This window comes from Geomicrobium sp. JCM 19037, assembly GCF_000698105.1.
In the GTDB taxonomy this organism is placed as follows: Bacteria; Bacillota; Bacilli; order Bacillales; family Marinococcaceae; genus Geomicrobium_A.
In genome coordinates, this window is sequence record NZ_BAWZ01000003.1 from 117,627 (window position 1) to 130,898 (window position 13,272).

11 protein-coding genes and 3 pseudogenes are annotated in these 13,272 nt (G+C 45.4%); all 14 read left to right on the forward strand.

Features of this window, described 5'->3' with window-relative positions; genetic code table 11:
• The first annotated feature begins 136 nt into the window (after positions 1 to 136).
• On the forward strand, positions 137 to 1,639 hold the full coding sequence (gene trpE, locus JCM19037_RS02835) for an anthranilate synthase component I (RefSeq protein WP_042397613.1): 1,503 nt from the start codon (positions 137 to 139) through the stop codon (positions 1,637 to 1,639).
• A 62-nt stretch (positions 1,640 to 1,701) separates the two neighbouring features.
• A pseudogene (gene trpD / locus JCM19037_RS02840) lies at positions 1,702 to 2,657 on the forward strand (anthranilate phosphoribosyltransferase).
• The gene (gene trpC, locus JCM19037_RS02845; RefSeq protein ID WP_042397616.1) at positions 2,647 to 3,429 is read left to right on the forward strand and encodes an indole-3-glycerol phosphate synthase TrpC; all 783 of its coding nucleotides are present in this window, start codon (positions 2,647 to 2,649) and stop codon (positions 3,427 to 3,429) included. Before trpD ends, trpC begins: the two are co-directional and overlap by 11 nt.
• Complete coding sequence (locus tag JCM19037_RS02850; protein ID WP_042397619.1) at positions 3,419 to 4,054, forward strand: phosphoribosylanthranilate isomerase; 636 nt, start codon at positions 3,419 to 3,421, stop codon at positions 4,052 to 4,054. Before trpC ends, JCM19037_RS02850 begins: the two co-directional genes overlap by 11 nt.
• Positions 4,047 to 5,237 carry a tryptophan synthase subunit beta gene (gene trpB, locus JCM19037_RS02855; protein ID WP_042397622.1) on the forward strand — a complete coding sequence of 397 codons (1,191 nt, stop codon included), beginning with the start codon at positions 4,047 to 4,049 and terminating at the stop codon, positions 5,235 to 5,237. Before JCM19037_RS02850 ends, trpB begins: the two co-directional genes overlap by 8 nt.
• Before the next feature lie 183 nt (positions 5,238 to 5,420).
• A pseudogene (trpA, locus tag JCM19037_RS02860) lies at positions 5,421 to 6,040 on the forward strand (tryptophan synthase subunit alpha).
• Between the two features lie 84 nt (positions 6,041 to 6,124).
• Complete coding sequence (gene hisC, locus JCM19037_RS02865) at positions 6,125 to 7,213, forward strand: histidinol-phosphate transaminase (protein ID WP_042397624.1); 1,089 nt, start codon at positions 6,125 to 6,127, stop codon at positions 7,211 to 7,213.
• A gap of 32 nt (positions 7,214 to 7,245) precedes the next feature.
• Positions 7,246 to 8,361: a prephenate dehydrogenase gene (locus tag JCM19037_RS02870; protein ID WP_042397628.1), complete on the forward strand. Its 1,116-nt coding sequence runs from the start codon at positions 7,246 to 7,248 to the stop codon at positions 8,359 to 8,361.
• An 11-nt stretch (positions 8,362 to 8,372) separates the two neighbouring features.
• Entirely contained in the window at positions 8,373 to 9,659 is a 1,287-nt protein-coding gene (gene aroA / locus JCM19037_RS02875; RefSeq protein WP_042397632.1) for a 3-phosphoshikimate 1-carboxyvinyltransferase, read from the forward strand.
• 479 nt (positions 9,660 to 10,138) lie between these two features.
• Positions 10,139 to 10,774 (forward strand): lipopolysaccharide assembly protein LapB, encoded by a 636-nt coding sequence (locus tag JCM19037_RS02880; RefSeq protein ID WP_042397634.1) that lies wholly within the window; start codon positions 10,139 to 10,141, stop codon positions 10,772 to 10,774.
• Positions 10,775 to 10,902: 128 nt separating this feature from the next.
• Positions 10,903 to 11,400 (forward strand): tetratricopeptide repeat protein, encoded by a 498-nt coding sequence (locus JCM19037_RS02885; RefSeq protein ID WP_042397637.1) that lies wholly within the window; start codon positions 10,903 to 10,905, stop codon positions 11,398 to 11,400.
• Positions 11,401 to 11,413: 13 nt separating this feature from the next.
• A complete protein-coding gene (locus tag JCM19037_RS02890) occupies positions 11,414 to 11,887 on the forward strand; it encodes a YpiF family protein (RefSeq protein WP_042397639.1) in 474 nt (157 codons plus the stop codon).
• A 192-nt stretch (positions 11,888 to 12,079) separates the two neighbouring features.
• Positions 12,080 to 12,580 carry a ubiquinol-cytochrome c reductase iron-sulfur subunit gene (locus JCM19037_RS02895; RefSeq protein WP_042397641.1) on the forward strand — a complete coding sequence of 167 codons (501 nt, stop codon included), beginning with the start codon at positions 12,080 to 12,082 and terminating at the stop codon, positions 12,578 to 12,580.
• A gap of 14 nt (positions 12,581 to 12,594) precedes the next feature.
• Positions 12,595 to 13,265, forward strand: a pseudogene (qcrB, locus tag JCM19037_RS02900) (menaquinol-cytochrome c reductase cytochrome b subunit).
• Positions 13,266 to 13,272 lie beyond the last annotated feature (7 nt).

The window sequence follows — 13,272 nt, forward strand, 5'->3', positions numbered from 1 at the left end:
GAAGAGCTGAGCAGAGTACTTAACTGTTAACGAATAATCGCTCATCCTCTTACATGTGGATGAGCGTGTTTATTTTCTACTGCGATTTTTCAATCGATTACCCTCCACTTCTCCATTGACGAGAGGTGAACCCCAAATGATAACTTCGTTTACGACTTTCCAGCAACAATCCGAGAAATACCGCCATGTACCTGTCATTCGTCAAATGTTTGTAGACACAATCACCCCAATTGAACTTTATCAGCGTTTAAGCGATGAGGCGGTCTGTTTACTTGAGAGCAATGACGAGTCGTCAAATTGGTCGCATTATTCTTTTATCGGATTGGACCCAGCCTTTGAATTAACCGAAAAAGCAGGCCAGTTTCAATTTACGAGCCGTACAGGTGATTTAATTTTTTCTGAAAAAGATCCAGTCGTTGCTTTTCAACGCGCATTTCAACATGTGAATCCTTGTCCAGGGAAGGAGGCAGACGTACCTTTCCCAGGTGGGGCAGTAGGTGTGCTCCCTTATGACAGTGTGAAACACCTTGAGAAATCATTAGTGTCTGAAAACGATACAGATGATGAGAGTATTCATTTTGTTTTTTGTCATACGATGATTTGTATTCATCATAAACAATCATCGATCTCAGTTATTCATTACGTTGATACAAGGGAGCATGACGACGAGCAGGCTCTCTACAATTCAGCGGTTAATAACATCAAAACGCTCGTAGAGCGAATAAATACGTCAGATGAACAATCGCTACCCGTAGATTTTATTCACCCTGTTTCCCCAGACTGGACGTCTATTCAATCCAACTATACAAAACGAGAGTTTATGCGAGATGTGGATCGAATTAAGGAATACATTCAAAACGGAGATGTTTTTCAAACCGTGTTATCGCAGCGATTCCGATATGAGACAGGGGTTTCTGCTTTTACGATCTACCGTGTATTGCGTCGCGTGAATCCTTCTCCATACCTTTTTTTCCTCAAAATTGGTGACAAAGAGATCGTTGGAAGTTCTCCGGAGAAGCTTGTTGGCGTTGAGGATGGTCAAGTGGAAATTCATCCGATTGCCGGTACACGAAAGCGCGGATCAACTCAAGCTGAAGATGATCGGTTGAAACAGGAGTTATTGGCATCAGAGAAGGAATGTGCCGAGCATCAGATGCTCGTAGATTTAGCAAGAAACGACATTGGGCGAGTGTCAAAGTATGGAACGATTTACTTGCCTGTGTTAATGGAAATTGGACTGTTTTCCCATGTGATGCACATTATCTCTGTCGTAAGGGGACAGTTAAACGATAACACCCACCCCCTCTCTGCATTGATGGCCGGTTTTCCGGCAGGTACGGTGTCTGGAGCACCAAAAGTGCGAGCGATGGAAATTTTAAAGGAGTTAGAGCCTACTAAGCGCGGCATCTACTCTGGGGGTATCGCTTATCTTGGGTATAACAATGTCGTAGATTCGTGCATTGCTATTCGGACGATGGTTGTTCGAAATGGAGAAGTTACCGTTCAAGCGGGAGCTGGAGTCGTTGCGGATTCCGTTCCTGAAGAAGAGTATGAAGAGACGAGAAACAAAGCGGCCGCTTTGTTTAGTGCCATTCAGACAGCTGAGAAGATGTATGAGAGAGGAGCGGTAACAAAATGAAAGAGCAATTAACACAATTGATGAGCGGCAAGACTTTTACTGAAAGCGAAGCAGAACGCATCATGTTTGAAATGATGAATGGACAGGTGCCAGAGACACAAATGGCGAGTCTGCTCTCAATTATGAGGTTTCGTGGCGAGAGTGTTGAAGAGTTAACGGGGTTCACTCGAGCAATGAGAGCGAAAGCGAAAGAAGCGTGTCTCGAATATCCGGAGCTTCTCGACACGTGTGGTACTGGTGGCGACCAGAGCTCTACGTTTAATATTTCTACAGCGTCGGCGATCGGTCTAAGTGCCTCGGTGTAGCGGTTGCAAAACACGGAAATCGCTCCGTCTCATCAAAAAGTGGCAGTGCCGACGTGTTACAAGCGTTGCAAATGCCTGTCATTCATGAACCAGAACAGTTGAATGGCCAACTTGAGCAATCGAATCTCGCTTTTTTGTACGCACCGCTATATCATAGCGCGATGAAGCACGTTTCCAAAACGAGACAAGAACTTGGGTTTAAGACAATATTTAACTTGCTCGGGCCACTTACAAACCCTGCAAACGCTTGTTACCAAGTGATCGGAGTATTTGACGCGAATTACGGCAAGAAAATGGCGGAAGTGTTAAAGCGACTAGGTACAAAACGGGCATTGTTTGTTACTGGAGAAGATGGGGTTGACGAGATTACGATTACAGGTAAAACAACCGTTACAGAACTTCATAATGGCAACATCCGCTCTTATGATATTGAGCCCGAAATGTTTGGGTTTAGGAGGCATCCTTTATCAAGCATCCAAGTCGATTCAATTGCTGAAAGTGCCGCGCTTATTCGAAACGTATTCAAAGGTTCAGGTCATGAAGCGGCAAGGTCAGTGCTCGTCATGAATATGGCCGCAGGTTTGTATGTGAGCGGCAAGAGTGAAACACTCGTCGAAGGGGCAACAATTGCCGAGAAATGCCTTAAGGATGGAACGATTGACAATCACTTTCACCAATTAACGAAAAAGGCAGGGGAAACATATGCTTCCTGAAATTGTTCAACGTAAACAAAAAGATTTAGAGCAGTTTATCATGCCAGAATATATGAGAAACAACAAACAACCGCTTAGCCTTAGTACCGCTTTAACAAAAGGCGCAAACAATACAGGTGTTGGCATTATTGCTGAAATTAAAAGAGCGTCACCTTCAAAAGGGTGGATCAAACAAGACTTGGACGTCTCAGGTCGTGCAGTTGCCTATGAGAATGGGGGCGCAGACGCCATTTCTGTTCTAACAGACGAGCCGTACTTTAAAGGGAGCAACATCGACCTACAGTCCGTTCGTGCTGCCACCAACCTACCGATCTTAAGAAAAGATTTTATCGTTGATGAGAGACAGATTGAAGAAAGCTACCGGATCGGGGCAGATGCAATCCTTCTAATTGCCGCAGTGCTTAGCGGCTTACAAATCCAGTCCTTTACTGAGAAAGCTCAGCATTTCGGATTGGAAGTACTTGTAGAAGTTCACAACGAGGACGAAATTCAAGAAGTTTTTGCCTATAGTCAACCAGAACTGATCGGGATTAATAATCGCAACCTAAAAACCTTTGAAACATCCATTGAAAAAACAAAAACGTTGGCAGACTATGTACCGAAAACGTGTACAATTGTTAGTGAAAGTGGTATTCATTCCCGTGAAGATGCTTCGTTTGTTCGTGGTGCAGGTGCAAAGGCTTTACTCGTTGGCGAGCATCTCGTCAAAAGCGGTGACCCGCGTGAGGCGATTAGGGATCTAAAGGCGGGTGCCTCGGAACATGTACATTAAATGTTGTGGAATGATGTCAGAGAAAGACGTTAACGATGCAATTTCTTGTGGTGCTGATGCCGTCGGGTTTATATTTACAAAAAGTCGGCGTCAAGTTCGAAAAGAGGACGTTCGGGACTGGCTTTCTTCATCTAAAGATGCTCCTGTTGACCGCGTAGGCGTGTTTGTGAATGAGTGTACAGAAACCATTCAATCCGTTATGAATGTAGCGAATTTAGACATTATCCAGTTGCACGGGGAAGAAACGCTCGAAACAGTCCGAGAAGTGAAAGCAGTGACGGGGAAGCGTGTGATTAAAGCGTTCCCACATCAAGGAGATACGCTTCAACAGCTCGGTCACTACGCCGAGGACGTGGACATTTTCCTCATTGATGCAGGCACGAACAGTCAACGAGGAGGGACGGGGAAGGCATTTGATTGGAAGCACGTGCCTCCGTATATTCAATTGGCAAACCGGCTCGGAATACCGATATGGATTGCAGGGGGAATTAATGAGCAGAATGTAGCGACATTATGCGCATACCGACCTGATGGTGTAGACGTATCCAGCGGTATTGAAAAAGATGGTGTAAAAGATAAACCAACAATGCGTAGGCTGATAGGACAGGTGAAAGATCATGGCTAATGAGTATCCAGATGAAAGAGGACGTTTTGGCGACTTTGGCGGAAGGTATGTACCTGAAACGGTAATGGCGGCTTTGGAAGAGCTGCAAGCGGGTTTAGACGAAGCGCTAAAGAGTGATGCGTTTCAAGAGGAGCTAAGAGAAGTGCTTCATGAATATGCGGGTCGGCCGACACCAATTACGTATGCCGATCGGTTAACTGCGGATGTGGGTGGGGCGAAGATTTACTTGAAGCGAGAAGATCTTTTGCATACGGGCGCTCACAAGATTAATAATGCCCTTGGACAAGCGTTACTTGCACAGCGGATGGGCAAGAAGAAAATTGTTGCAGAGACGGGTGCTGGTCAACATGGCGTCGCTACGGCAACAGTTGCTGCCAAGTACGGTTTGTCGTGTAAGATTTTTATGGGTGCGAAAGATATGGAGCGGCAAAAGTTAAACGTTTTTCGCATGCGGCTTTTAGGTGCAGAAGTGATACCGGCAACGAGTGGCAGTCAAACGCTCAAAGATGCGACCAATGAAGCGATTCGCTACTGGGTAGCGAATGTGGAAGACACGATGTACCTCATCGGTTCGGTTGTTGGTCCTCATCCTTACCCGTATATGGTACGAGAGTTTCAGAAGGTCATTGGTGAAGAAGCTAAACGTCAACTTCAACATCATCCAGATGCGGTCTGTGCATGTGTAGGTGGAGGAAGTAATGCGATTGGAATTTTCACACAGTTTCTCGCCGATAAGTCTGTCTCGTTGTACGGAGCAGAAGCTGGAGGGAAAGGCATTGACACCCCCCATCATGCGGCGACGCTTTCTAAAGGAGATCGTGGGGTAATTCACGGAGCACTTACCTATCTAATGCAAGATGATTCCGGCCAAATTATTGAGCCGTACTCCATATCTGCAGGTTTAGACTACCCAGGTATTGGCCCTGAGCATGCTTATTTAAACGATGCTGGGCGTGTTGTGTATGAGGCGGTTACCGACGAAGAAGCAATGGATGCGCTACTTTTACTCACAAGAACAGAAGGGATTTTACCAGCGATTGAAAGTGCCCATGCCCTCGCTCTTGCCATACGAAAAGCAAAGCAAATGCCAAATGATGAGACGATGCTCGTCTGTTTGTCGGGTCGTGGAGATAAAGATGTAGAAACCATTCAACGCGCTGTTGATGAGGGGAAGGAGCAGTGAGGTCATGAAACGTGTCGAACGAGCAGCAAGAGAGGCGAAAGGTCAATTGTTTATCCCGTATATTGTCGCAGGAGACCCAACACCCAAAGCAACGGTAAAACTAGTGAGCATGCTAGAGACTAGTGGAGCCATATTGTTGAGCTTGGTGTCCCGTACTCAGACCCTCTTGCGGACGGACCAACAATTCAAAATGCAGCCAAACGAGCATTGGATGGGGGAATGTCACTCAAACATGTATTTTCTCTCGTCGAAGACATACGAGCTCGTGGCGTGCATATTCCGATCGTTTTGTTTTGCTATATAAATCCTCTGCTAAAATATGGCATTAAAGACGCAATAAAAAAAGGTAAAGAAGTTGGCGTTGATGGCTGGTTAATTCCAGATTTACCTTTTGAAGAAAATGAAGAAATCAAGCGCACTTGCCATGAGCATGAAACGGAACTAATTTCGTTAGTTGCACCAACGTCCAAACATCGCGTCCAAAAAATTGCTGAGCAAGCGGAAGGTTCTTATATTGTGTTTCGAGTCTTGGAGTGACAGGTGTAAGAGAATCTTTAGATCCGAATTTAACGGAATTTGTCACGACAGTCGAGCAATATAGCTCGGTGCCGATGGCCGTGGGTTTTGGAATTTCTACACGTGAGCATGTTAAAACCATTCATAGACAAGGTTACGGAGCTGTGGTCGGTTCTAAAATTGTATCAGAGATAAGTGAGCGAAATGAGGCGTTATGTTCCTCACAAAAGCAAGACGAAGCCATCGAAGAAATAAAAACGATTGTTCAATCCCTCGTTTCGTCGTAAACTATAAGGAAAGCTAAATTGATGAGAAGACGAACTGTTCTTCTCTTTTTTTCTTACGAACAGAATATTCGGAAGGTGATGATTATGAAAGTAAAACTAAAGCCAACGGTCGATCATCTCACGCCTTATGAGCCAGGTAGACCTATGGAAGCAGTAAAGGCTGAATATGGACTGACTGAAGTGATTAAACTTGCTTCCAACGAAAATCCTTACGGAGCCTCCAAAGATGTGGAACAGTTCCTTCAAAATCCTTCTCCTTCTCAAATATACCCTGATGGACATGCTGCGAGTTTACGCAAGACTGTCGCTGAACACTTGGATGTTCAGGAAGATCAACTGCTTTTTGGTGCAGGATCAGATGAAGTGATTTTGTTTTTATGCCGTGCCATATTAGGACCAGGCACGAATACGGTCATGGCTACCCCCTCGTTTTCCCAGTACAAGCACAATGCCTCGATTGAAGGCTGTGAAATCATTGAGGTGCCATTGACGTCCTCAGGGGATCATGATTTAGAGCGTATGCTCGCAGCAATAAATGAGGAGACGAGAATTGTTTGGGTATGTAATCCGAACAATCCTTCTGGCAACTATATTAATCAGGACATGTTTTCTTCTTTTATGAAGAAGGTTCCTGATCATGTGCTCGTTGTGAGCGACGAAGCGTATGTGGAATATGTCGAAGCACAAGATTATCCCGATACAATTCCGATGCTTGAAACGTACGACAACCTCCTTATTCTTCGGACATTTTCAAAGATGTACGGTCTTGCAGGATTAAGAATTGGGTACGGGGTCGGTCACCGTGACCTTATTAGTAAGGTTGAACCGCTACGTCCGCCGTTTAATACGACGACGATTGCTCAACAAGCAGCCATAATTGCACTAGCTGATACAGAGTTCGTTCAGCAATGTTACGAGAAGAACCGCGCGGAAAAGCAACGGTTGCGGTCTTATTTTGAAGATCAAGGCTATAATGTTTATCCGAGCGAAACGAATTTCTTACTCGTGAACGTTCAAAAAAACGGAAGTGAAGTATTTCAAGAGCTGATGAAGCAAGGAGTAATCGTTCGTTCGGGAGTACCGCTCGGTTTCCCGGAATGCATTCGCTTAACTGTAGGAAGTAAAGAAGAAAATGATACACTGATACGTGCTTTTAACCATTTGTACAGCTAACGTATTGCGTAGTAATTGAAAGGGGAAGCACCTTGAAGAAAACGATTGGAATCATTGGGATGGGACTGATTGGAGGTTCTATTTCATTAGGAATAAAAGCGCGCCATGGGAAAGATGTACACATCGTAGGTGTGGATGTTGACCAGGTCGCAGTAGAAGAAGCGATGAGATTGGGCGTTATTGATGAGGTAAGCCCAACCGTATCACAATTAGCGAGTGAGGCAGATGTTCTCGTCATCGCTACACCGGTTTCTAAATCTATAGAGATGTTAACGGAAACATTGATGCGTGTGCCCCTCAAAACCGATTTGATTATTACGGACACAGGCAGCACGAAGTCAACCGTTTTGCAAGCAGCTGAACCGCTCGTAAAAAGAGGCGTTACCTTTATTGGGGGACACCCGATGGCAGGCTCTCACAAAAGTGGCGTTCAAGGAGCGAGGCATGACTTGTTCGAAAATGCCTTTTATATCCTCACTCTGCCAAAGCAAGATGAGAAAGAGCGAGCCGCTAGTGAAGAGATTCAAAGGCTTTTAGCTGGAACGAATGCCCGCTTTGTAGAAATGGGTCCTGATGAGCACGATGAAGTTGCTGGTAGTGTCAGTCACCTACCGCACATTGTTGCTTCTGCGCTCGTTCATCAATTGCACAAAGTTGAACAAAGCCAGCCGATGATTCGGGACCTTGCAGCAGGAGGATTTCGCGACATTACACGGATTGCGTCGGCGAATCCTGTCATGTGGCGAGATATTTTGTTGCAAAATCGTGAAGTTTTGACACAGATGATGGTAGAGTGGCAGCAAGATATGGAGAGCATCACCGAGCTGATTAGGCAAGGAGATGCTGAATCTTTGTTTTCGTTCTTTGATGGTGCAAAGCGTCACCGCGACGATCTTCCAGTGAAGACATCTGGTGCCATACCCGCGTTGAAAGATTTGTATGTAGATGTACCCGACCATCCGGGTGTAATCTCGGATGTCACGGGTATTCTTGCTGAGCATGGTATTAGCATTACGAACATTCGAATTATCGAAGCCCGAGAAGACATTATGGGTGTGTTAAGGCTCACCTTCCGCACGACGACTGATCGAGAACGAGGACAAAAATGTCTAGAAAACGAGCATTTTTCAACATATAAAAGTGAGTAGGGGTGGAGACGATGACAACACAAGTGATTCAGCGGGCAAGACCGCTAACAGGAGCAGTCTCTGTTCCTGGGGATAAATCAATTTCACACCGAGCAGTGATGTTCGGAAGCATTGCACATGGGACGACGAGAATACGTGGCTTCTTGCAAGGTGAAGATTGCAAAAGTACGATCCATTGCTTCAGGCAGCTTGGTGTCAACATTCAAGAAGTGGCAGATGAGATTGTTGTTGAAGGAAAAGGGCTTGAAGGTCTTACAGAGCCGAAAAATCAACTCGATGTCGGAAACTCCGGTACAACGATTCGCCTAATCATGGGCATTCTTGCGGGTGCACCGTTTTTTTCAACAGTTGCAGGGGACGCGTCTATAGCGAAGCGTCCGATGGCAAGGGTGACGGAACCTCTCGTCAGTATGGGGGCGCAAATTTGGGGCAGAGACGAAGCGAACCTTACACCTCTTGCGATCAGAGGAACGAAGCTTCACGGAAAAGACTATACGACTCGTGTCGCAAGTGCACAAGTAAAAAGTAGCATCTTACTTGCAGGTTTGTTTGCTGATGGCCAGACGTCTGTGACTGAGCCTTCCCGCTCAAGAGATCATACTGAGCGCATGCTTGGCGCATTTGGTGCAAAACTTGACGTCCAGGACACGCGAGTGACAATCGCAGGAAACCAAACGCTGCAATCAGCGGATGTAAACGTGCCGGGGGATATATCTTCTGCTGCTTTTTTGCTCGCCGCAGCGACACTCGTACCCGATAGTAAACTTCGCATTAATGAAACGGGCATGAATCCAACTCGCGCTGGGATTATTGATGTATTGAAAGCGATGGGCGGCCAACTAAACATTGAGAATGAGAGAATAGAGAGCGGAGAGCCAGTCGCTGACTTTGTTGTTCACTATGCGAATCTTGTCGGAACGACAATTGATCGCGAGCTCATTCCGAGACTTATTGATGAGATTCCCGTCATTGCCGTCTTAGCAACACAAGCAGAAGGAACAACCATTATCAAAGACGCCGAAGAACTAAAGTATAAAGAAACAAATCGTATTGATACTGTTGTGAACCAGCTAAACGCAATGGGAGCGAATATTGAGGCGACATCTGACGGGATGATCGTTCACGGCCCAACACCTTTGACCGGATGCGAAGTAGAAAGTTTTGGTGATCACCGCATTGCTATGGCATTTGCTGTCGCTGGATTGGTTGCATCAGGGGAAACGATCGTTAATGATGCTGGTGCTGCTGACGTATCATTCCCTAATTTTTTTAAACTGCTTCAAGACGTGCAATCATAACTTTTTGTTGCGTTTTTCGAGCTTGATCAAAATAATAGGTTAGAAAGAGATCGCTCTGGGGAGAACGAAAAATGTTCTCCCCGGGCATTTTTTTGAGGCGATAAAAGTTGAACTAAAGTAATTCACTGACTTTCCTTTCCATACGACGGCATAGGAAGATCGGCTGTTCTTTACGATTACAAACAAAACATTTTAAGAAGATAAATTTTGGAAAACCCCTTGACGTTTACAGAATAATGCGTATACTAATAGTTAGCGTATGGTTTCTCTCCACTCCTATCCATAACCTAGAGAATTTTATTTCTCGACCTGAATTGTAAGCGTTTACGCGATGCAATTCAGGTTTTTTTGTGCAATGTTCACGTTGTTGTCGTATTCGATCCGTAGCCATTCTACGGGTTTTTTTGGTATAATAAAGATCCGAAGGTCTAAGGTTGATCGGAATTAAAAACAGATCTAGCGGAATCGGAGGTTTGACATTGCTCGAAAAAGTAGAAGAAGCCATTAAGCGGATTGAGTCTGGGGATGTTGACGAGGGATTATCGCTTCTTCAAGAAGTCGTTTCCCGCGGTGACGCTGAGGCGAGATTTCAAGCAGCTTTCGTCTATCAAGAACTCGGACACGCGAACGAGACGGTTGCGATTGTTGACAATTTATTAGATGAATTCCCAGGTGAGGGGAGTTTGCTTACGCTAAAAGCGGAAGCGGCGATCGACCTTGGTGATGAAGATACGGCCATCGGAAGTTTGGAACAGATCGATGCAAACGATGAAGTTTTTGTAGAATCGCTCATGCTTTTGGCTGATTTGTATCAGTTGCAAGGACTTGAAGAAGTGGCAGAACAGAAGTTGTTATTAGCATATGAGCATGCACCTGATGAAGCGGTTTTATTGGCAGGCATAGGGAGTTACTATGTTGAACGAGGCAACTATCAAAAGGCGATTCCCTTTTTAAAGCAAGCGGTTGCCAATGGGTTTGACCTTGAAGAGGCGAACCTTTCTCTCATGCTCGCAGAAGCTTATAGTGGCACGGGTGCGTTTGAGACGGCATTGTCATATTATGAACAAGCCATCGATGAACGAGCAGAGCCTCGGGCGTATTTGGCTATGGACTGACAGCACTTCGTGCAGATGATTCAACGCTCGCTATTGAACAGCTGGAAGCTTTAAGAGAGAAAGACCCTGCCTACTCTAGCCTCTATTTACCACTCATTGAGGCATACGAAAAAGAGAATAAAATTGGCTTGGCCAAAGAGGTTGCAGATGCTGGCATTTTGCAAGACGAAGAGAATGAACAATTGTATGTCGTGAAAAGTCGTCTTGAGCAAGATGATCAGCCTGATCTAGCAAAACCGGATCTTTACCGAGCGCTAGAGCTCAATCCAGGTAATTTTCAAGCAGCTAAATCTCTATTGGACCTTCTGTTTGAAGAAGAGGAAACAGAAGAAATGTATCGTGTAATTGAAAAGCTGCGTGATGCTGGGGAAGAAGACCCGCTGTATACGTACTACAAAGGCAAGGCAAAGCACCTTGAAGATGAAGTCGAGGAAGCGCTTGTTTTGTATGAAGAAGTGCGTAATGAAATAAGAAATGACGGAGAAGCTATGGAAGAGTTCGGCTATCTCCTCATCGAAAATGGTAGACGCAAAGACGGATTCGAAGCACTCCGACAAGCCGTCATACTTCAAGAAGACAACGCAGGCTTGGCAGCTTATGTCGAGCGTCTAATACAGGAAGATTAGGAGTGTAACAAGCATGAGATGGCAAACGACTGATGTCGATACGTACCAACAATCTAAGGCTTATGTGGACACGATTCTCGTGCCGCTTGTCCCCGTATCGTTGGATGATGAGATGAGAAGCAAAGTGGCGATGGGGGAGTACATCTCTTTAATTACGATGGAGATGGAGAAACAATTTCGAGGGAGGTTGCTCCAGTTGCCACCCCTTATGTATCCATCAACAGAATCAGAAGAAAGTATTGGAGAGCGTCTTAGTATATGGGTCGATGAATTTCGAACTCATGAAGTGAAGCATGTGATTTGGCTCACTTCGGACCCACGTCTTAAGAAACTAGAAGACGTGGCGCCAGGTCTTTTATTATGGATTCCGCACTTGCCAGTAGAGCACTTGGATCCGAATTATCGCACGAAAACGATACGCGACCAAATGCAACAACTTCTACCTGTCGTCATGGATGAATGGCGGAAAGAAGACGGTCTTGTATAGTTTTCGTAAAATAGCACTGTGAAAAGATTGACATGTCCAAAACGGCTACGCTATCATGTATATGTCTTAGTCTTATAAATGGAACAGGAGCGAATCTTGGTTTGCCGCGTGAAGAGTTTCACAACTGCCCTTGATCACGCTCTGCACAGTGCAAAGCAAGCATTGATTTTGCAACGTAGGGGGGGAACATAAGTGAGTGAGAAGAACCACAACGTATCTAGACGTCAATTTCTAACTTATACACTCATGGGTGTAGGCGGTTTCATGGGTTCAGCGATGATTATGCCCATGGTTCGTTTTGCGGTAGATCCAATCTTGCGAGCAGAAGCTGCAAGTGATATGTACGAGTTAACTGAAGTTGAGAACCTAACAGATGAACCGCAATCATTTCCATTATCATTTGAGCAAGATGATGGTTGGGTAACACAACAGGTTGAAGAAACGGTTTGGGCATACCTCGATGGTGAAGATGTTGTTGCATTGTCGCCAGTATGTACACACCTTGGTTGTACGGTAAGTTTTGGAGGAGATGAGAGCAACCCTGATCAGTTCTTCTGCCCTTGCCACTTCGGAAGGTTTGAACAAGACGGAACAAACGTGCCGGGCACACCGCCAACGGAACCGTTGCACCGCTATGAGCACGAAGTTCGCGACGGCATTGTCTATGTCGGGCGGCCACAATCACAACAGTAGGAGGGGCACGACGAATGTTACAACGTATTTACGATTGGATCGACGACCGTATCGATATTACGCCGATCTGGCGTGACATTGCCGATCATGAAGTGCCTGAGCACGTAAACCCGGTCACCATTTCTCGGCCTTTGTCTACTGCTTTGGTGGTCTGACGTTTTTTACCGTCGTCATCCAAATCCTCTCCGGAATGTTTCTTACAATGTATTACGTTCCGGACATTGTTAATGCACACGCGTCGGTAGAATACTTACAAAGTGAAGTTGCCTTCGGGATGATTGTTCGCGGCATGCACCATTGGGGTGCCAGTGTTGTTATCGTCATGATGTTCCTGCATACTTTACGCGTTTTCTTTACCGGCTCATACAAGAAACCTAGGGAAATTAACTGGGTTGTCGGCGTACTTATCTTTTTCGTGATTTTAGGACTTGGTTTTACGGGATACTTACTACCTTGGGATATGAAGGCTTACTTTGCGACACAAGTAGGACTTGAAATTGCCATAAGTGTTCCGGTCATAGGTGATTTGCTCGGAGAATTACTCGCCGGTGGAGAAATCATTGGTGCACAGACGCTCACACGCTTCTTTGCCATCCATGTGTTCTTCTTACCAGGAGCACTACTCGGTTTAATAGCTGTTCACTTTATTATGATTCGTAGACAGGGCATCTCCGGTCCACTATAGGAATTAG

Coding starts and splice junctions, on each gene's coding strand:
- trpC (WP_042397616.1), top strand. CDS start 2,647: ATGCTTCCTGAAATTGTTCAACGTAAACAAAAAGATTTAGAGCAGTTT.
- JCM19037_RS02890 (WP_042397639.1), top strand. CDS start 11,414: ATGAGATGGCAAACGACTGATGTCGATACGTACCAACAATCTAAGGCT.
- aroA (WP_042397632.1), top strand. CDS start 8,373: ATGACAACACAAGTGATTCAGCGGGCAAGACCGCTAACAGGAGCAGTC.
- trpB (WP_042397622.1), top strand. CDS start 4,047: ATGGCTAATGAGTATCCAGATGAAAGAGGACGTTTTGGCGACTTTGGC.
- JCM19037_RS02850 (WP_042397619.1), top strand. CDS start 3,419: ATGTACATTAAATGTTGTGGAATGATGTCAGAGAAAGACGTTAACGAT.
- hisC (WP_042397624.1), top strand. CDS start 6,125: ATGAAAGTAAAACTAAAGCCAACGGTCGATCATCTCACGCCTTATGAG.
- trpE (WP_042397613.1), top strand. CDS start 137: ATGATAACTTCGTTTACGACTTTCCAGCAACAATCCGAGAAATACCGC.